Here is an 18469-nt window from a genome sequence, read left to right as displayed (position 1 = left end):
GCAAATCATCTTATTTGAAAATGCTGTATTACGTAGAGGTTGCTATGTCTATTCTGGTTAAAAATAACATTCATTGGGTCGGTCAACGTGACTGGGAAGTGCGCGATTTCCACGGGACGGAATACAAAACGCTGCGCGGCAGCAGCTACAACAGCTATCTCATCCGCGAAGGAAAAAACGTGCTGATCGATACGGTCGATCACAAGTTCAGCCGCGAGTTCGTGCAGAACCTGCGCAGTGAAATCGACCTGGACGCCATCGACTACATCATCATCAACCACGCGGAAGAAGATCACGCCGGTGCGCTGACCGAGCTGATGTCTTACATTCCGAACACGCCGATCTACTGCACCACCAACGCCATCGACTCGATCAACGGCCACCACCACCATCCGGAGTGGAATTTCCACACCGTTAAAACCGGCGACGCGCTGGATATCGGCAACGGCAAGCAGCTGATCTTCGTGGAAACGCCGATGCTGCACTGGCCGGACAGCATGATGACCTACATGACCGGCGACGCGGTGCTGTTCAGCAATGACGCCTTCGGCCAGCACTACTGCGACGAGCGCCTGTTCAACGACGAAGTGGACCAGACCGAACTCTTCGAGCAGTGCCAGCGCTACTACGCCAACATTCTGACCCCGTTCAGCCGCCTGGTGACGCCAAAAATCACCGAGATCCTCGGCTTCAACCTGCCGGTGGACATGATTGCCACCTCCCACGGCGTGGTATGGCGTGAAAATCCCATCCAGATTGTGGAGCTCTACCTGAAATGGGCGGCGGACTATCAGGAAGACCGCATCACTATTTTCTACGACACCATGTCCAACAACACCCGCATGATGGCGGACGCCATTGCCCAGGGCATCAACGAAGTGGACCCCAACGTGGCGGTGAAAATCTTCAACGTGGCGCGCAGCGATAAGAACGAGGTATTGACCAACGTCTTCCGCTCTAAGGGCGTGCTGGTGGGCACCTCCACCATGAACAACGTGATGATGCCGAAAATTGCCGGTCTGGTGGAAGAGATGACCGGCCTGCGTTTTCGCAACAAGCGCGCCAGCGCCTTTGGCTCCCACGGGTGGAGCGGCGGCGCGGTAGACCGTCTGTCTACGCGCCTGCAGGATGCGGGCTTTGAGATGTCCCTCAGCCTGAAGGCGAAATGGCGCCCGGATATCGACGCCCTGGAGGTCTGCCGCCAGCACGGCCGCGACATTGCCCGTCAGTGGGCGCTCGCACCGCTTCCGCAAGCTGCCGAACCAACCGCACAGCAGGAAACCTGCGCCTGCGCCGCCGCGGCAGCCGCCGATCCCGGACCGCGCATGCAGTGCAGCGTCTGCCAGTGGATTTACGATCCTGAAATGGGCGAACCGCTGCAGGACGTTGCGCCGGGCACGCCGTGGAGTGACGTGCCGGACAACTTCCTCTGCCCGGAGTGTTCACTCGGTAAAGACGTCTTTGACGAACTGGGTACGGAGGCAAAATGAACAACGGTATCGTCATCATCGGCTCGGGCTTTGCCGCCCGCCAGCTGGTGAAAAACATCCGCAAGCAGGACGCCAGCGTGCCGCTGACGGTGATAGCCGCCGACAGCATGGACGAGTACAACAAGCCCGATCTCAGCCACGTGATTAGTCAGCATCAGCGCGCCGAAGACCTCACCCGTCAGACGGCGGGGGAGTTCGCGGAACAGTTTAACCTGCGTCTGTTCCCTTACACCTGGGTCACCGATATCGACGCTGCCGCCCACGAGGTGAAAGCAAAAGAGAAAACCTGGCAGTACGACAAACTGGTGCTGACCACGGGTGCCTCTGCGTTTGTGCCGCCGGTTGAAGGCCGCGAGCTGACGATCACCCTCAACAGCCAGCAGGAGTATCAGGCCAGCGAAACGGCGCTTCGCGACGCGCAGCGCGTGATGATTGTCGGCGGCGGGCTGATAGGCACCGAGCTGGCGATGGATTTCTGCCGGGCGGGTAAATCCGTGACTCTGGTCGACAACGCGGCAAGCATTCTGTCGTCGCTGATGCCCGCAGAAGTAAGCAGTCGCTTACAGCATCGCCTGACCGACATGGGGGTGCATCTGCTTTTGAAATCGCAGCTGCAAAGCCTGAGCAAAACCGAAGGCGGCATTCGTGCCACGCTCGACCGCAGCCGCAGCGTTGAGGTGGATGTGGTAATCGCTGCAACGGGCCTGCGCCCGGAAACCGCGCTGGCGCATCGCGCAGGCGCAGAAATACAGCGTGGCGTGAAGGTAAATAGCTACCTGCAAACCACGCAACCTGATATTTACGCGTTAGGTGACTGCGCTGAAATTAACGGTCAGGTACTGCCCTTTTTACAGCCAATTCAATTAAGCGCGATGTATCTGGCGAAAAACCTGCTCGGCGATAGCGCGCCGCTGAAATTACCCGCCATGCTGATTAAAGTCAAAACGCCAGAATTACCGCTGCATCTTGCCGGTGAAACGCAGCGTCACGATCTGAACTGGCAAATTACCCTCGAACCGCAGGGAATGGTCGCGCGTGGCACGGATAACGAGGGTCAGATTCGCGCTTTTGTGGTTAGTGAAGACCGGATGAAGGAGGCTTTCGCACTGCTGAAACTGTTACCTGCTTAACCCTCTCGTTGCCTGGCGGCGCTTCGTTTACCCGTCCAACAACGAGTCTACGCAGAGTTAACCTTTGAATTTTATTATTCACCGCCCCGATATTCCGGGGCTTTTTCTTACGCATTCTATTCATCAAATAAATGCAAAGTAGATATATCATCGCCATCAATCCCTTATTTATTATTTTCGTAAATGCTTTAATCTGAAACAGATTAAAAACATCATCCTGTTTTATTATTGGCAGCCAACTCAGTCTGAATAGACATCATCAGCAGGAGGCAAATCATGGCAAATTTTTATAAATAACTCAATTATCTTTATCGCTATTTCACACAAGCGAAGAATGCGGAATATATTTTATTCCGCAAAAGACCTATATTTTCAGCATCTTTTTTATCGGTATGCCGCTATGCGCCAGTCATTGAGGAAGTCGCGGAGGTTGCGCCGTGCAGGAGCCGGTTCAGGAACGTACCACCAGCGCGTCGTATCCGCGCCAGCGGTAGTTGACCATGGAGATCAGCCAGCAGGCGACAAACAGCCCGACCACCGCAAACCCGGCGTTGCCAAGATTGTCGTTTACCGCGCCAATCAGATCCCACACGCCGCCGCTGAGGGCAAATTTGTCCATCAGCAGACCCAGCGCTTCCAGCCCGCCGATAAACAGCGCCACCACCACGGAGGTGCCGGTAATGGTCATGTTGTAGTAGAGCTTGCGCTGCGGCTTGTTGAACGCCCAGCCGTAGGCACCGACCATCAGCAGGTTATCGAGGGTATCCACCAGCGCCATGCCGCTGGCGAAGAGCGCCGGGAAGACCATGATTGACCACACCGACATCCCGCTTGACGCGCTGGCGGCAGAGATCCCCAGCACGCCAATCTCGGTAGCCGTGTCAAAGCCGAGGCCAAACAGGAAACCCACCAGATACATTTGCCAGCTTTTATTCACCAGGCGGAAGGTTTTGCCAAACAGCCAGTTCATGACGCCGCCCTGGGCAGGGAGCGTGATGTCTCCCTGCACGGGCCTGCCCTGTTTCAGCGCCTGAAAACTCCGCCAGACGCCGCGCAGGATCACCATGTTCACCAGCGCCATCGCCAGCAGGAAGGTGGCAGACACGGCGGTGCCAATCAGGCTGCCGGTTTCGTGGAACCATTCCATGTTTTTCTGAAACGCCGTCGCGGTAGCGGCGATAGCAATGGAAGCCAGCACCACGATGGTGGAGTGCCCCAGCGAGAACCACGCTCCCACGCCGGACGGACGTTTGCCCTGCTGCATCATCTTACGCGTCACGGTATCAATGGCCGCGATGTGGTCAGCGTCCACCGCGTGACGCAGCCCGTAGCACCACGCCAGCAGGCTGGCGGCCATCAGCGCCGTGCTGCCGCTAAAAGCGTGCCATGCCCATCCCCAGGCCAGCAGGTTTGCCATTACCAGAGCCAGCAGCAGAAGCGCGGCGCGAGGTTCATTGCGTAAGAGTCGTAACATTTTAAGTCCTTTGTGAACATGACCGGGCAGCGGCGATCGCCGCCTGCCCGAAGGAGATCGCTCCGTCACCTGCGGGCAGGCGCGAAGGAAAAAGAAGCGTAAAGTCAGAAAGATAATGACGCAGGCGCGCGCGCAGCAGACGGTTGTGCAGCACGCCGCCGCTGAGACAGATTGTCGACAGCGACTGGCGTCGGGCATGGCGCGCGGCGAGTTCCGCCAGCCCTTTTGCCAGCGCGTCGTGAAACGCCCACGCGCGCTGGCAGGGTTCCGCCTGCCAGCTCAGCCACTGCTGCCAGAAATGCGCGAGGTTATCCACGTCCAGCGTCACCGGATGGTCCACACCCGCGCACTGCGCCGCCAGCGCTTCCAGCCGGCAGGCTGCTTCACCTTCCCAGGATTGGGTTTCAATACCCAGCGCGCAGGCGACCGCATCAAACAGGCGACCACAGGACGAGGCCTGCGGCGCGTTGATGCCGCGCCGGATCGCCGTTGCCAGCAGCGGCCAGTTGTGGCGCTGAACCGCGCGCGTTTCCGGGTACTGCTGCCAGTCAGGGACAAACGCCAGGCAGTGGGCGAGAAGATTGCGCCACGGCTGCCGCGCCGCCAGATCGCCGCCCGGCAGCGCAACGGCAGGCAGCCCGCCCAGACGCTCGCACGCGAGATAGTTCACCCGCAGGCACTCCCCGCCCCACAGCGCCCCGTTCTCGCCCATGCCGATCCCGTCCAGCGTCAGGGCGATAACGTCTCCGCCCTCACGCGGCCAGCCGTTTTCGGCCAGGCACGCCGCCGCGTGGGCGTGATGGTGCAGTACGGTTGCGACCGGTAGCCCCTGCGCCTGCGCCCATTGTTGTATGTGATAGCCCGGATGGGCATCGCACACCACGCGCTCCGGCTGGAAGGCGTAGATGTCCTGCATCGTCGAGAGCGCGCCGCGCCACTGCGCTTCGACACCCTCGTCACCGAGATCGCCAAAATGCTGGCTCAGCACCGCCTGGCTGCCACGCACCAGGCAGAAGGTGTTCTTCATCTCCGCGCCGGTGCATAGCATGGCGGGGATATTCTCAAAACCCGCAGGCAGCGTAACGGCATCGGGCACAAAACCGCGCGCGCGGCGAAGCATCGCGCCGTCCCGATCCATCACCGAATCGTCCATTCGTTGCAGGAGATCGCGGTTGTGCAGCAGGAAGCCGTCCGCGATGTCGCCGAGTTCATCCAGCGCCTGCTGGTTGGTCATGGCAGGCGGTCTGCCGCTGAGGTTGCCGGAAGTCATCACCAGCGGGCGCTGGCAGTCCATCATCAGAAGGTGTTGCAGCGGGTTAGCGGGAAGCATGATGCCAATACAATCGAGTCCCGGTGCAATCCCTTCGGGAAATCCGGGAAGCGAGGCTTTTGGGGTCAGCACAATCGGCGCTGCGGAGGAGCGTAACAGCGTCTGGATCGCCTCCGGCACGCCGTCCGCGTTTGGGATCATCACCGCCAGCGGCTTCGCGGGACGCTGCTTGCGTACCCGAAGCGCCGCGACCGCCTGCGGATTACGCGCGTCGCAGACGAGATGAAAACCGCCCAGCCCTTTGACCGCGACTATGCCGCCGCTTTTCAGCATCGCCACCGCCGCGCTCAGCGCAGCCTCACGGGAAGCGGTGATGTCGCCCGCACGCCATTCCAGCGCTGGCCCGCAGTCCGGGCAGGCTACCGGCTGGGCGTGAAAACGTCGATCGGCGGGATTGCGGTATTCCGCTTCGCACGGCACGCAGAGCGGAAATGCGGCCATTGACGTGGCCGGACGGTCATAGGGCATGGCGCGAATAATGGTAAACCGCGGCCCGCAGTGCGTGCAGTTGATGAACGGATAGCGATAGCGGCGCTCGGCAGGGTCGCACATTTCCGCCAGGCACGCCGGACAGGTTGCGGCGTCGGGGACAATCTGGGTGTCCATCGCCCCGCCCGCGCTGTGGCGGATGGTAAAGTCCTCCGGCACCTGCGCCCACGTAAACGGCTGCGTTTCAACATGGTCAATGCGTGCCAGCGGTGGGCAGTCCTGATGCAGCCTCGCGGTAAAGGCCCCCCCATTACCCGCGAGGCGCACCAGCACGCCCTCTCCATCATTGCAGACGTCACCGGTCAACTGAAGCGCCTGCGCCAGCTGCCAGACGAAGGGACGAAACCCCACGCCCTGCACCTTGCCGCGCACGCGCAGCTGTACGCCGTTACTGCACATACGGTTCAGAACAGCAGCGATGACGACGTGTCGAATGCCGCGCGACGGCGCTTTTCGGCGCTCATCTGCTCAAGCTTGTCGCGATCCACGCAGACCAGCGCATGCGTCGGGCAGGCTTCCATGCAGGCCGGACCGGCGTCGCGGTGATAGCAAAGATCGCATTTGTTGGCTTCGGCTTTCTCCGCACGTACGCTCAGCCCCATGCCGCTGTTGCGTACTACCGGACGAACAACCACCTCCATCGCGCCGTACGGGCAGGCGACCACGCAGGTTTTACAGCCAATGCAGCGCTCCTGCATGACGTGCACAAAGCCTTTCTCGCGTTTAATCGCCCCGTTCGGGCAGACGTTCGCGCACGGTGCGTCTTCGCACTGGCGACAGATGGCGGCGGTGGAAATATTCACGCCTTTGATGACGTGGATACGCGGCAGGAAGGTGTCAGGAGTGAGCGACGCACAGTCCTGCTCCGCCTGATGGGAAACCACGCACGCCACTTCACAGGTACGGCAACCAATACACTTACTGGCATCGGCCATAATAAAACGGTTCATCTGCTTCTCCAGCATTACAGTTATGCGCGGAGATATTCATAAACCGTGCCAATAATTAACTTATTGATTTTATATGAATTTAAAAATTATGGCGGCGCTGTCATCGTCACTTATGACGATGACAGCTGTCGACATCAGCGGTGCGGGCCGTCAATAACCGAGTCGCGCAGCACCAGCTCGCCGGAAAAGGTTTGCTGATATTTAAACTCACCGCCGTCGAGCATGAAGATCAGGCGGCTGATGGTCTCTTTGATCATCTCCGTCACCGGAATACGCACGCTGGAAAGCGACGGCACGATGTAGGGCGCGATGGCCACGTCGTCGAAACCGATCACCGACACCGCGTCCGGGGCGGCCACGCCGCTGTCGTGGAGCTGCTTCATGGCGCCGATCGCCATGTCGTCATTACTCGCCACCAGCGCCGTAAACCGTTCACCGCGCGCAAGCAGTTCGGCAACCGCCGCCGCGCCGCTGGCGGGGTTCCACTTCCCCTGCGCAATAAGGCCCTCGCGCAGCGGAATACCGTGCTGCGCAAGCGCGTCCTTGTAGCCGGAGAGACGCTCAACCCCGGTGGGGGAATCCAGCGAGCCTGTGATAAACGCGATCTCCCGGTGCCCTTTCGCAATCAGCTGCGACACCGCCTCCTGGCTGGAGGCTTTATGATCGGACCAGACGCAGTGGCTGCTGTTTTTCCGCAGGCGGCGGTTGAGCACCATTATGGGCTGCTCGCACTTCTCGACGATCTCATCCATCTCTTCCACGCTCAGGAAACGCGGATAGATAATCACCGCGTCGCAGCGCATATCGAGCAGGTACTGGATCGCCTCGCGCTCTTCATCCGCGCTGTGCTTGCCGTCCGCGAGGATCAGCTGCCGCCCCTTTTCTTCCGTCATGCGCGCGGCGTGAAACAGGAGTTCGCTAAAGTAGACGCCGTGGTAGAGGGTGTTAGTCACCACCAGCCCCAGCGTCTGGGTACGTTTGGTCGCCAGGTTTCGCGCCAGTAAATTCGGGCGATAGCCGCTCTCTTCAATGGCCTGAAACACCCGGTCTTTGGTCTCCTGGCTGACGTAGCCATTTCCCGACAGCACCCGGGACACCGTGGCTTTCGAAACGCCTGCCCGCTTCGCCACTTCAAGCATCGTGGTCATATTATTATTCCGTCTGAATCTGATGGAGCGCAGTGTACTGCACTGCAAAAAAATTGTCGCAGCGGTGAAATCACGCTTTCGATACCCCATTGCGATCTGCATCACGAAACTAAAAAATGGTCAAAAAGCGATCTTGTTTCATTCACAGAAACTCATGATGATTATGTGGAACCGGTTTCCTACATGTCTCACAACAATAACAGGATCACATCCGATGGCCAAAAATTACGCTGCGCTGGCGAACGACGTTATCAGCGCGCTGGGCGGTAAAGAGAACATCGTCGCCGTCACCCACTGCATGACGCGTCTGCGTTTCGTACTGAAAGACGAAAGCATGACCGACGCTGCGCGCCTGAAAAGCATCAGCGGCGTGCTCGGCGTAGTGCGCAACGACAACCAGTGCCAGGTCATTATTGGCAACACGGTTTCACAGACGTACCGCGAAGTGGTGAGCCTGCTGCCCACGGACCTGCAGCCTGCAGTGCCGGAAGGTCCGCAGAAGATGACCTTACGCCGCATTGGCGCCGGGATCCTCGACGCGCTGATCGGCACCATGTCCCCGCTGATCCCGGCGATCATCGGTGGCTCGATGGTCAAGCTGCTGGCGATGATCCTCGAGATGACCGGCGTGCTGCCAAAAGGCGCGCCGACGCTCACAATTTTGACCGTCATCGGCGACGGCGCCTTCTTCTTCCTGCCGCTGATGGTGGCGGCCTCGGCGGCGGTGAAATTCAAAACCAACATGTCGCTGGCCATCGCCATCGCGGGCGTGCTGGTGCACCCGAGCTTTATCGAGCTGATGGCGAAAGCCGCGCAGGGCGAGCACGTTGAGTTCGCCTTTATTCCGGTGACGGCGGTGAAATACACCTACACCGTCATCCCGGCGCTGGTGATGACCTGGTGCCTGTCATACATCGAACGCTGGGTGGATCGCATTACCCCGGCGGTGACGAAAAACTTCCTCAAGCCGATGCTGATCGTGCTGATTGCCGCCCCGCTCGCCATCGTGCTGATTGGCCCGCTGGGGATCTGGATCGGTAGCGCCATCTCCGCGCTGGTCTACACCATTCACGGCTACCTGGGCTGGCTCTCCGTCGCCATCATGGGCGCGCTCTGGCCGCTGCTGGTGATGACCGGGATGCACCGCGTGTTTACGCCGACCATCATTCAGACCATTGCCGAAACGGGCAAGGAAGGGATGGTGATGCCGTCGGAAATCGGCGCCAACCTGTCGCTCGGCGGCTCGTCACTGGCGGTGGCGTGGAAAACCAAAAACCCGGAGCTGCGCCAGACGGCGCTGGCGGCGGCAGCCTCCGCCATTATGGCGGGGATCTCTGAACCGGCCCTGTACGGCGTGGCGGTACGCCTGAAACGTCCGCTGATTGCGAGCCTGATCAGCGGCTTTATCTGCGGCGCGGTCGCCGGCATGGCCGGACTTGCCAGCCATTCGATGGCGGCACCGGGGCTGTTCACCAGCGTGCAGTTCTTTGACCCGGCCAATCCGATGACCATCGTCTGGGTGTTCGGCGTGATGGGGCTGGCAGTCGTGCTGTCGTTTGTTCTGACCCTGCTTTTAGGGTTTGAGGATATCCCGGTCGAAGACGAGGCTGAAAAAGCACGCGCCCTGCAGACCGCACCGGTACAGAACAACGCAGCAAAAGCATAAATTGAAAGCGAGGTAAGAATGTCTGTTTTTCCACAAGGATTTTTATGGGGCGGCGCGCTTGCCGCCAACCAGAGTGAAGGTGCTTACCGTGAAGGCGGCAAAGGACTGACGACGGTCGATATGATCCCCCACGGCGCGAATCGCCTGGCGGTGAAGATCGGTAAGGAAAAGCGTTTCTCGCTGCGTGACGACGAGTTCTACCCGAGCCACGAAGCGATTGATTTTTACCATCGCTATAAAGAAGACATCGCCCTGATGGCGGAGATGGGCTTTACGGTGTTCCGCACCTCCATTGCCTGGAGCCGCCTCTACCCGAACGGCGACGAACCGCTGCCGAACAAAGAGGGCATTGCCTTCTATCGCGCGGTGTTCGAGGAGTGCAAAAAGTACAACATCGAGCCGCTGGTGACGCTCTGCCACTTTGACGTGCCTATGCACCTGGTGACGGAATACGGCTCCTGGCGCAACCGTAAGATGGTCGATTTCTTTGCCCGCTACGCCCGCACCTGCTTTGAAGAGTTTAACGGGCTGGTGAAATACTGGCTGACCTTCAACGAAATCAACATCATGCTGCACAGCCCGTTCTCCGGCGCGGGGCTGGTGTTTGAGGAAGGCGAAAACGAAGACCAGGTGAAATACCAGGCCGCGCACCACGAGCTGGTGGCAAGCGCGCTGGCGACCAAAATCGCCCACGAGGTGAACCCGGAAAACCAGGTGGGCTGCATGCTGGCGGGCGGCAATTTCTACCCGTACTCCTGCAAGCCGGAAGACGTGTGGATGGCGCTGGAGAAAGACCGCGAGAACCTGTTCTTTATCGACGTGCAGGCGCGCGGCAGCTACCCGGCCTACTCAGCGCGCGTGTTCCGCGAGAAAGGCGTGGTGATTGTGAAAGATCCCGGCGACGACGAGCTGTTAAAAAACACCGTCGACTTTGTCTCGTTCAGCTATTACGCCTCGCGCTGCGCGTCGGCGGATATGAATGCGGGGAATACCAGCGCGGCGAACATCGTGAAGTCCCTGCGTAATCCACATATTCAGGTGAGCGAATGGGGCTGGGGCATTGACCCGCTCGGCCTGCGCATCACCATGAACATGATGTACGACCGCTACCAGAAGCCGCTGTTCCTGGTGGAAAACGGCCTCGGGGCGAAGGACGTCATTGATGAAAACGGCGAGATCAACGACGACTACCGCATCAGCTACCTGCGCGAGCACATCCGCGCGATGGGTGACGCGATCGAGGACGGCGTGCCGCTGATGGGTTACACCACCTGGGGCTGCATCGACCTTGTGGCCGCCTCAACGGGCGAGATGAGCAAGCGCTACGGGTTTGTGTACGTTGACCGCGACGACGCCGGAAACGGCACGCTGGACAGAAAACGCAAGAAATCGTTCTGGTGGTATAAGAAGGTGATTGCGAGTAACGGGGCGGATCTGGAGTAGCCTGTTGCCCTCACCCCAGCCCTCTCCCACATGGAGAGGGAGAGGGGTTTGGCACTGCTCAGAGCTGAGAAAAACCACCGTCCCCAACCCACTCCGCAAGCCGTGAATAGACCCGTTCCACCGCCTCTTTCACCGGCGGCGTCATCGGATAATAAAACCCAACGATATCCGGCTGAATTCCCAAAAACAGCACCTCGCCCACGTCGTCTTTAATCTGATCGACCAGGTAGTTCAGCGGCATATTGTGGGTGGTCATCATAAACATCTCGGCGATGTCGTCCGGGTCAATCAGGCGGATCTCACCGGGGTTGAGCCCCATATCGGTGGCATCGACGATTAACAGCCTCTCCGGGCGCAGTTCACGGATGGCGACCACGTCGTTTTCCGGCGCGCTGCCGCCGTCAATTACCACCCAACTGCCCTGCGGATTCGCGGCGCACATCTCTGCCAGCAGCGGGCCCGCGCCGTCGTCGCCCATCATGCTGTTGCCGACACACAGTAAAACGTCAGTCACGTAATCTCCTCACCATCAGGTAGATGGCGCTCTCCTGATGAATATCGTGCAGCATGCTAAGCAGCGTTTTGCTCCACGACTGCTGCTCGGGGGTTTGCCTGCCGAGCGCCGCGTCAAAGGCGTTGGCGAGCATTGCAATGTGGTTGGCGTCGATGACGATCTCGCCGTACTTCGGCACGCCCTCCATCTTGCGCCGCGCCGTGCTGCCCTCCTCCAGCGTGGCGATCCACGCCAGGTACTCGGGCCACGGGCAGCTCAGCGCCGCCTCCAGGCAGTCAATCACCCCGAGGTGATGCCCAATCGCCAGGCTGTAATAGACCACCTGCTGCGCCGCATCCGGCGTGGCATCGTTCTCATCAATAAACTTACGGCTCAGTTGGCTGAACACCACCGTTTCACTCATCGGATACGCGCCTCATCCACGATGCTGTTCAGGTTCGCCACGATCTCATTGAGACGCGGATCGTTTTCCGCCTCCAGCCAGCGCGCCACCTGATGGTCGCCCTGGCTCAGCAGGCGCAGATAATCATCGGCAATCTGACGCCCGTAGCGATAGCCCGCCAGCCTGCGCGCCGTGCGGTCAATCTTCACCCGCAGCGGCTGCACCATGTCCGGGTGCAGGATGGCCGCAGGCCGGTTGTCCAGCTCGCCCGGCTCGCGGGCGTGGATTTTCTGCTCCAGCAGCCCGAGCGCCATCGCGAAGCCGTACAGCGTCGCGGCGGGCGTTGGCGGACAGCCCGGAATGTAGACGTCCACCGGCACGATTTTGTCGGTGCCGCCCCAGACGCAGTAGAGGTCGTGGAATATACCGCCGCTGTTGCCGCAGGCGCCGTAGGAGATACAGATTTTCGGGTCCGGCGCGGACTGCCAGGCGCGCAGCGCGGGGGATCGCATGGCGCGGGTGACGGCCCCGGTAAACAGCAGAATGTCCGCATGACGCGGGGACGGCACCACTTTGATGCCGAAGCGCTCGGCGTCAAACAGCGGTGACAGGGTGGCGAAGATCTCAATCTCGCAGCCGTTGCAGCCGCCGCAGTCCACGCGGTAGACGTAGGCCGAGCGTTTGATTTTTTTCAGCAGCGACGCCTTCATGCTGGCGATGGACTCCTCCACCGTCATCGGCACAGGAATGCCGTTAGCGTCGCGCGGGCCGAGTAAATTTTCCATCAGCTGGCCTCTCTCATATGGCGGGTGATATCAATGCGGTCGGACGGCAGCAGGCACTTCTGACGCTTGCACTCCGGGCAGGTTTCAAAGCTTTCGCGGTGGTGCTCCGCGCGGGCGTCGCCGTTGTGCTGCAGCAGCGCGATGGCGTAGTCGATCTCTTTTTGCACGGCGAACGGGCGCCTGCAGACGCGGCAGTTGCAGAGGTCAAAGCGCGACTGCTGCAGAAAATCCTCTTTCTTCCACACCGCCAGCTCGAATTCCTGCGACAGGCGAATGGCGACCGTCGGGCAGACCTCCTCGCAGCGGCCGCAGAAAATGCAGCGCCCGAGGTTAAACTGCCAGGCCAGCTCGCCGGTTTTGAGATCCGTTTCCACCGTTAAGGCGTTCGACGGACAGGCGTTGACGCAGGCCGCGCAGCCGATGCACTGCTGCGGGTTGTGCTCCGGCTTGCCGCGAAAGTTTTTATCCACCGGCATCGGCTCCAGCGGATAGCTGCTGGTCTGCGTGCCGGTTTTGATCGCTTTTTTGATAAAGGTAAACATGACGAGTCCTTATTTCAGCGGCGAGTTTTTACGCTCAATGCTGTAGCGCTCAAGCTCTTTGTACGGCACCACCTGGCTTTTCTTCTTGCGCACGTCCACGACGGTCATGCGGTCGGTGCAGGAGTAGCACGGGTCGAGGCTGCCGATGATCAGCGGCGCGTCGGAAACCGTGTTGCCGCGCAGCATGTAGCGCAGGGTTGGCCAGTTGGCGTAGGTGGCCGCACGGCAGCGCCAGCGGTAGAGCTTCTGGTTGTCGCCGGTCATGCTCCAGTGGATGTCGTCCCCGCGCGGCGCTTCGGCAAAGCCGAGGGCAAAGCGGTTCGGAATGTAGGTGAAGCCTTCCACCATCAGCGGGCCGCCCGGCAGGTTATCGAGGCCGTAGTCGATCATGTTCAGGGCGGTGAACACCTCGTTGATTCGCACCTTGAGGCGCGAGATGACGTCGCAGCCCTGCTCGCTGTGCACGGTCATCGGCAACAGGCCGTAGCCGACGAACGGGTGATCGGCGCGGGTGTCGCGGGCGTGGCCGCTGGCGCGCACCATCGGGCCGACGTTGCTGAAGTCGCGGGCAATTTCCGGGTCAAGGCGGCCGATGCCGACGGTGCGCTGCTCGATGTTTGGCGTGCTGAGCAGCATGTCCACCAGCTCCTGCACGTCGCGGCGCATCTGCTGCGCCAGCTGGCGGGTCTGGATCATGTCGTCCTTCAGCAGGTCGCGGCGGATCCCGCCGATCAGGTTCAGGCCGTAGGTTTTACGCGCCCCGGTGAGGATCTCCGCCATCTTCATTGACGCTTCACGCACGCGGAAGAACTGCATAAACCCGGAGTCAAAGCCGACGAAGTGGCAGGCCAGGCCGAGGTTCAGCAGGTGCGAGTGCAGGCGCTCCACCTCCAGCAGAATGGCGCGGATCATCTGCGCGCGCTCCGGCACCACGATCCCCATGCCGTTCTCCACCGAGGTGGTGTAGGCGGTGCTGTGGGCGAAGCCGCAGATGCCGCACACGCGGTCAGAGAGGAACGTCACTTCGTTGTAGCCCATGCGGGTTTCCGCCAGCTTTTCCATGCCGCGGTGGACGTAGAACAGGCGGTAGTCGGCGTCGATGATGTTTTCGCCGTCGACGAACAGGCGGAAGTGGCCAGGTTCGTCGGAGGTGACGTGCAGTGGGCCGATCGGCACCACGTTGTTCTTCTTGCTGCCCAGCTCGTTGATGAATTCGTAGGTTTCGCTGTCAGTGGTCGGCGCCGGGCGCTGGCGGTAGTCCATGCTGTCTTTGCGTAGCGGATAGAGTTCGTCCGGCCAGTCGTCCGGCAGCACCAGGCGGCGTTCGTCCGGCAGGCCGACCGGCACCAGGCCGTACATGTCGCGCACTTCGCGCTCGCCCCAGACCGCAGCAGGCACGCGCGGCGTGACGGACGGGTATTCCGGCTTAGCCGGGTCGACTTCGAGGCGCACGGTGAGCCAGCACTTTTCGCCCTGCTCCATCGACATCACGTAATACACCGCATAGTTGCCGCACAGCTGGCGCTCGTCGTTGCCGAACAGCACCGACAGCCAGCCGCCCTGCTGGTAATAGAGAAACTCCACCACTTCCGGCAGATAGTTCACCTTAATGGTGATGGTTACCTGGTCTTTGGTTTGCCAGGACTCCTCCAGCACCACGCCGGGGAAAGCCTGATGCAACGCGGCGAGATACTGCTGACCTTTCTTTTCTTCAGACATAAATACTCTCTTTAATCACGCCACCAGCAAGGAGACGAACGCTAAAAATGCAAAACCAAAACCGGCCCAGGTGATGCGCGACGTTTCCACAAAACGCAGGCGCGCCATGCTGTTTTCAAATAGGGCAATCACCAGCACGCCGACCAGCAGCTTGAAGGCGGCAACCACGACGGCCAGCACCAGACCGCCCGCGGAGAAGTGCGTCATCTGCCCCCACGGGAAGAAGACGCCGACAAACATCTGCAGCACCACAAGCTGTTTGAGGCTGATGCCCCACTTCAGCACCGCGAAGCCGTAGCCGCTGTACTCGGTAAGCGGTCCTTCCTGCAGCTCCTGCTCGGCTTCCGCCAGATCGAACGGCAGTTTGCCCATCTCAATAAACGTCGCGAACGCGCAGGCGCACAGCGCCAGCACCAGCGGGATAGAGCGCGCCAGCGGCCAGTGGTAAACGGTGTGGGTGATAAAGCTGATGTGGGTAGAGCCCGCGACCTGCGCGGCAACCCACAGCCCCAGCAGCAGAATCGGCTCGACCAGCACGCCGAGCATCGCCTCGCGGCTGGCACCGATGCCGGTAAACGGACTCCCGGTGTCCAGGCCCGCAATCGCAAAGAAGAAGCGGGCGATGGCAAAGAGGTAGATAAGCGTGATCAGATCGCCAAGCACGGGCAGCGGCGACGCCACCGTCACCACCGGCAGCGCTGTGGCGATGGTCAGCATCACGCCCACCATCACAAACGGCGTCAGGCGGAAGACCCAGCCTGCGGCGTCCGGCGCGACGCTCTGACGGGAGAGCAGTTTAAAGAGATCGCGGTACTCCTGGAGCACACCGGGCCCGCGACGGTTGTGCATTCGGGCGCGCGCCACGCGCGTGATGCCCGACAGCAGCGGCGCAGCGGCGAACAGCACCAGCGCCTGAAGAATTGCCAGTAACAGACTCATGTCAGGCTCCTCGTGAAATCACAATGACCACCAGCACTGCCAGCTCGATGACCGCCAGACGGCGGAACAGCGCGGGCGCGGCGGCGCTCTGCCAGCCGGGTACCCAGCCCACCGGGTTCAGCCAGTGGCGCAGCTTCAGCACGGCGGCGAAGTTCTCCTTCACCGGCATGGCGAAACCGTGGGCGGTGATAACCATCGACTGTTCGTGTTCGTAGCCGCAGGCCCACGCCGCACCGCGCGAGCGGGAGGCGAGCCGGTCGCGCTTGAAGAACAGCATCAGTACGAACGGAAGCAGCGGTGCGCCAATCAGCAGCAGTGCGATCATGGGCTGAGAGACGGTGGTATTCGCCACGGTCAGCGGCAGCGGAATGGCGTTGCCCAGCAGCGGAAGCAGCCACGGCGCGGCGACGCCGCCCGCGATACAGCACAGCGCCAGCGCGACCACGCTCACGCCCATAAACAACGGTGCGCAGCAGGCGTTTTCCGCTTCGCGAGTGCGCGGCGCGCCGAGGAAGGTCACGCCATAGACTTTCGCCATGCACATCACCGCCAGCGCCCCGGTAATCGCCAGACCGACCGCCAGCAGCGGGCCGAGCAGGCGTGCGATAAATGCGTCGCTCTGGCCGAGCGCGAAGAAGGACTGGTAGATCACCCACTCCCCGGCAAAGCCGTTCAGCGGCGGCAGCGCGGCCATTGCCATCAGACCCACCAGCATGGCGAGCGAAATGACGGGCATCTTTTTGCCAATCCCGCCCAGCTTTTCGATATCCCGATGACCGGTGCGGAACCAGACGCTGCCCGCGCCGAGGAACAGGGTGCTTTTAAACAGGCTGTGGTTGACGAGGTGATAAAGACCGCCGATAAACCCGGCGGCAATAAGCGCCGGATGATTGAGCGCCAGCCCGGTCACGCCCGCGCCAATACCGAGCAGGATAATGCCGATATTTTCAAGCGTGTGGTACGCCAGCAGGCGCTGGATGTTGTGCTCCATCAGCGCGTACAGGCCGCCGACGAACGCGGTAATCATTCCGGCGACCAGCAGCACGACGCCCCACCACAGCGGCGGTTGTCCGCCGGTCAGCGTAATCGCCAGAATCCCGAACAGACCCACTTTCATCACCACCGTAGAAAACAGCGCGGCGGCGGGCGCGGAGGCATTCGCATGCGCCTGCGGCACCCAGCCGTGCAGCGGGATGATGCCAGCGAGCAGGCCAAAGCCGAGCACGCCCAACAGCCAGACGTCGTTCCCCAGCGGATGCCCGTTGAGCGCAGCGAAGTCCAGGGTGCGGAAGCGGTGCCACACCAGCCAGCAGGCCAGCGCCAGCAGCAGTGTTCCGAGGCGTCCCAGCGCAAACCACAGCTTGCCGGAGGCGCTGCAGCCCGTCAGGAACACGCCGCACAGCGCCATGATTTCCGCCATCACCACCAGCGCGCCGAGGTTGCTGGCGATAACGGAGCAGACCGCCGCCGCCATCAGCAGGTTAACCAGCTGGCCGTTAGCCCTGGCGTGCGGATGGCGGTGCCAGTCGATATTGAACAGGCTGATAAACAGCCCGCACAGGCCAAACGTCACCAGCCAGATGGCGTTCAGGGGCGTGATCTCAACGGTGTGGCGAATGAGCGGCATCACGGCCTCTGCGGACTGGCCGCCGAGCAGGACAACGCCGCCTGCTGCCAGCGTCATCAGGCTAGCGACCGCCCCGCCGAGCCCGGCGATCGCGCCGCTCAGGGTTTTATGGAATGAGAAGATCAGCGCCAGAACAGCGGCCCCAGCAAAACAGGCTACCGCGCTGGTAATCATCATCGCCGCGTTCATTTCGCCCCCTCGTTAAGCGCCTGTAGCAGAGAAAGGTCGCCAAAATCACTGTTGATGGTCAGCTCGCGTTTACGCTTGCTGGTACGGGCGATGTCGCGAATATTAACCAGAATCAACGCCTTAGTCGGGCAGGTGCGCACGCATGCCGGGCCCTGCTCATCGAAGCTGCACAGGTCGCATTTCACCGCAACGGCACGGATGCCGGGCACCCAGTCCAGCAGCGTACTTACGCGTGCCGGAGCCGGTGGCGCGGGCGGGGCTTTTGGCGAGTTGGCGTTCGCCGGAATATGCAGCGGACGGCTGCCGGAAAATTCAATCGCGCCGAACGGACAGGCAATACCGCACAGCTTGCAGCTTACGCACAGGCTTTCGTTCAGCTGGACAGCGCCATCAACGCGGTTGATGGCATTCACGGGGCAGACGCCCGCGCAGGGGGCGTCTTCACAGTGGTGGCAGAGCTGCGGGGCAGACTCTTTTTCATTACGCATGACGTGCAGGCGCGGCATGGACTGCAGCCCATGCAGGCGATGCGTTTCCGAACACGCCGCCTCACAGGTTCGACAGCCAATACAGACCGTCGAGTCAGCAATTACAAAACGGTTCACCGGGTTATCCTCTGGTGATAGTCATTTTTGACGAAAAACTGTCTTGT

At 60.9% G+C, this 18469-nt stretch carries 16 protein-coding genes; 4 read left to right on the top strand and 12 right to left on the bottom strand.

What is annotated here, in order from left to right:
- The first annotated feature begins 44 nt into the window (after positions 1–44).
- Together norV and norW are read left to right on the top strand one after the other, a co-directional pair.
- Positions 45–1490: an anaerobic nitric oxide reductase flavorubredoxin gene (gene norV, locus UTM25_RS14175; RefSeq protein WP_194401193.1), complete on the top strand. Its 1446-nt coding sequence runs from the start codon at positions 45–47 to the stop codon at positions 1488–1490.
- Positions 1487–2620, top strand: coding sequence for an NADH:flavorubredoxin reductase NorW (gene norW / locus UTM25_RS14170; RefSeq protein ID WP_194401194.1), 1134 nt, complete (start codon positions 1487–1489; stop codon positions 2618–2620). Before norV ends, norW begins: the two co-directional genes overlap by 4 nt.
- A gap of 451 nt (positions 2621–3071) precedes the next feature.
- Here norW and UTM25_RS14165 read toward each other — a convergent pair whose 3' ends face one another.
- From UTM25_RS14165 to UTM25_RS14150, 4 genes are all read right to left on the bottom strand, one after another.
- Positions 3072–4094, bottom strand: a complete 1023-nt coding sequence (locus UTM25_RS14165; RefSeq protein WP_194401195.1) for a HoxN/HupN/NixA family nickel/cobalt transporter — start codon at positions 4092–4094, stop codon at positions 3072–3074.
- Between the two features lies 1 nt (position 4095).
- A complete protein-coding gene (gene hypF / locus UTM25_RS14160) occupies positions 4096–6312 on the bottom strand; it encodes a carbamoyltransferase HypF (protein ID WP_194401196.1) in 2217 nt (738 codons plus the stop codon).
- A gap of 5 nt (positions 6313–6317) precedes the next feature.
- Entirely contained in the window at positions 6318–6863 is a 546-nt protein-coding gene (gene hydN / locus UTM25_RS14155; RefSeq protein WP_023308960.1) for an electron transport protein HydN, read from the bottom strand.
- 134 nt (positions 6864–6997) lie between these two features.
- Positions 6998–8011, bottom strand: a complete 1014-nt coding sequence (locus UTM25_RS14150) for a LacI family DNA-binding transcriptional regulator (protein WP_045888102.1) — start codon at positions 8009–8011, stop codon at positions 6998–7000.
- A 214-nt stretch (positions 8012–8225) separates the two neighbouring features.
- Between UTM25_RS14150 and ascF the strand changes: the two genes are divergently transcribed.
- Both ascF and UTM25_RS14140 read left to right on the top strand, forming a co-directional pair.
- On the top strand, positions 8226–9677 hold the full coding sequence (gene ascF / locus UTM25_RS14145) for a PTS cellobiose/arbutin/salicin transporter subunit IIBC (RefSeq protein WP_194401197.1): 1452 nt from the start codon (positions 8226–8228) through the stop codon (positions 9675–9677).
- A gap of 18 nt (positions 9678–9695) precedes the next feature.
- The gene (locus UTM25_RS14140; protein ID WP_054830370.1) at positions 9696–11120 is read left to right on the top strand and encodes a 6-phospho-beta-glucosidase; all 1425 of its coding nucleotides are present in this window, start codon (positions 9696–9698) and stop codon (positions 11118–11120) included.
- A gap of 58 nt (positions 11121–11178) precedes the next feature.
- Here UTM25_RS14140 and hycI read toward each other — a convergent pair whose 3' ends face one another.
- From hycI to UTM25_RS14100, 8 genes are read right to left on the bottom strand one after another with little or no spacing between them, the layout of a single operon-like run.
- Positions 11179–11634, bottom strand: a complete 456-nt coding sequence (hycI, locus tag UTM25_RS14135; RefSeq protein WP_045404203.1) for a hydrogenase maturation peptidase HycI — start codon at positions 11632–11634, stop codon at positions 11179–11181.
- Positions 11627–12037 carry a formate hydrogenlyase maturation HycH family protein gene (locus UTM25_RS14130; RefSeq protein ID WP_109844679.1) on the bottom strand — a complete coding sequence of 137 codons (411 nt, stop codon included), beginning with the start codon at positions 12035–12037 and terminating at the stop codon, positions 11627–11629. Before UTM25_RS14130 ends, hycI begins: the two co-directional genes overlap by 8 nt.
- Entirely contained in the window at positions 12034–12801 is a 768-nt protein-coding gene (locus tag UTM25_RS14125) for an NADH-quinone oxidoreductase subunit B family protein (RefSeq protein WP_033146382.1), read from the bottom strand. The genes UTM25_RS14130 and UTM25_RS14125 overlap by 4 nt, the downstream gene beginning before the upstream one ends.
- Entirely contained in the window at positions 12801–13343 is a 543-nt protein-coding gene (locus tag UTM25_RS14120; protein WP_194401198.1) for a formate hydrogenlyase complex iron-sulfur subunit, read from the bottom strand. The genes UTM25_RS14125 and UTM25_RS14120 overlap by 1 nt, the downstream gene beginning before the upstream one ends.
- Before the next feature lie 9 nt (positions 13344–13352).
- Entirely contained in the window at positions 13353–15062 is a 1710-nt protein-coding gene (locus UTM25_RS14115) for an NADH-quinone oxidoreductase subunit C (RefSeq protein ID WP_194401199.1), read from the bottom strand.
- Between the two features lie 15 nt (positions 15063–15077).
- The gene (locus UTM25_RS14110) at positions 15078–16001 is read right to left on the bottom strand and encodes a respiratory chain complex I subunit 1 family protein (protein ID WP_194401200.1); all 924 of its coding nucleotides are present in this window, start codon (positions 15999–16001) and stop codon (positions 15078–15080) included.
- A gap of 1 nt (position 16002) precedes the next feature.
- Complete coding sequence (gene hycC, locus UTM25_RS14105; protein WP_194401201.1) at positions 16003–17817, bottom strand: formate hydrogenlyase subunit 3; 1815 nt, start codon at positions 17815–17817, stop codon at positions 16003–16005.
- Positions 17814–18422 carry a 4Fe-4S binding protein gene (locus UTM25_RS14100; protein WP_194401202.1) on the bottom strand — a complete coding sequence of 203 codons (609 nt, stop codon included), beginning with the start codon at positions 18420–18422 and terminating at the stop codon, positions 17814–17816. Before UTM25_RS14100 ends, hycC begins: the two co-directional genes overlap by 4 nt.
- Positions 18423–18469: the final 47 nt, after the last annotated feature.

This window comes from Enterobacter sp. 61D5, assembly GCF_034107965.1.
GTDB lineage: Bacteria > Pseudomonadota > Gammaproteobacteria > Enterobacterales > Enterobacteriaceae > Enterobacter > Enterobacter cloacae_M.
This window is presented reverse-complemented; position numbering and strand designations above follow the sequence as displayed.

Excerpts from the sequence above, each read along its gene's own strand:
- norV (WP_194401193.1), top strand. The coding sequence starts at position 45 with ATGTCTATTCTGGTTAAAAATAACATTCATTGGGTCGGTCAACGTGAC.
- norW (WP_194401194.1), top strand. The coding sequence starts at position 1,487 with ATGAACAACGGTATCGTCATCATCGGCTCGGGCTTTGCCGCCCGCCAG.
- UTM25_RS14165 (WP_194401195.1), bottom strand. The coding sequence starts at position 4,094 with ATGTTACGACTCTTACGCAATGAACCTCGCGCCGCGCTTCTGCTGCTG.
- hypF (WP_194401196.1), bottom strand. The coding sequence starts at position 6,312 with ATGTGCAGTAACGGCGTACAGCTGCGCGTGCGCGGCAAGGTGCAGGGC.
- hydN (WP_023308960.1), bottom strand. The coding sequence starts at position 6,863 with ATGAACCGTTTTATTATGGCCGATGCCAGTAAGTGTATTGGTTGCCGT.
- UTM25_RS14150 (WP_045888102.1), bottom strand. The coding sequence starts at position 8,011 with ATGACCACGATGCTTGAAGTGGCGAAGCGGGCAGGCGTTTCGAAAGCC.
- ascF (WP_194401197.1), top strand. The coding sequence starts at position 8,226 with ATGGCCAAAAATTACGCTGCGCTGGCGAACGACGTTATCAGCGCGCTG.
- UTM25_RS14140 (WP_054830370.1), top strand. The coding sequence starts at position 9,696 with ATGTCTGTTTTTCCACAAGGATTTTTATGGGGCGGCGCGCTTGCCGCC.
- UTM25_RS14130 (WP_109844679.1), bottom strand. The coding sequence starts at position 12,037 with ATGAGTGAAACGGTGGTGTTCAGCCAACTGAGCCGTAAGTTTATTGAT.
- UTM25_RS14125 (WP_033146382.1), bottom strand. The coding sequence starts at position 12,801 with ATGGAAAATTTACTCGGCCCGCGCGACGCTAACGGCATTCCTGTGCCG.
- UTM25_RS14120 (WP_194401198.1), bottom strand. The coding sequence starts at position 13,343 with ATGTTTACCTTTATCAAAAAAGCGATCAAAACCGGCACGCAGACCAGC.
- UTM25_RS14115 (WP_194401199.1), bottom strand. The coding sequence starts at position 15,062 with ATGTCTGAAGAAAAGAAAGGTCAGCAGTATCTCGCCGCGTTGCATCAG.
- UTM25_RS14110 (WP_194401200.1), bottom strand. The coding sequence starts at position 16,001 with ATGAGTCTGTTACTGGCAATTCTTCAGGCGCTGGTGCTGTTCGCCGCT.
- hycC (WP_194401201.1), bottom strand. The coding sequence starts at position 17,817 with ATGAACGCGGCGATGATGATTACCAGCGCGGTAGCCTGTTTTGCTGGG.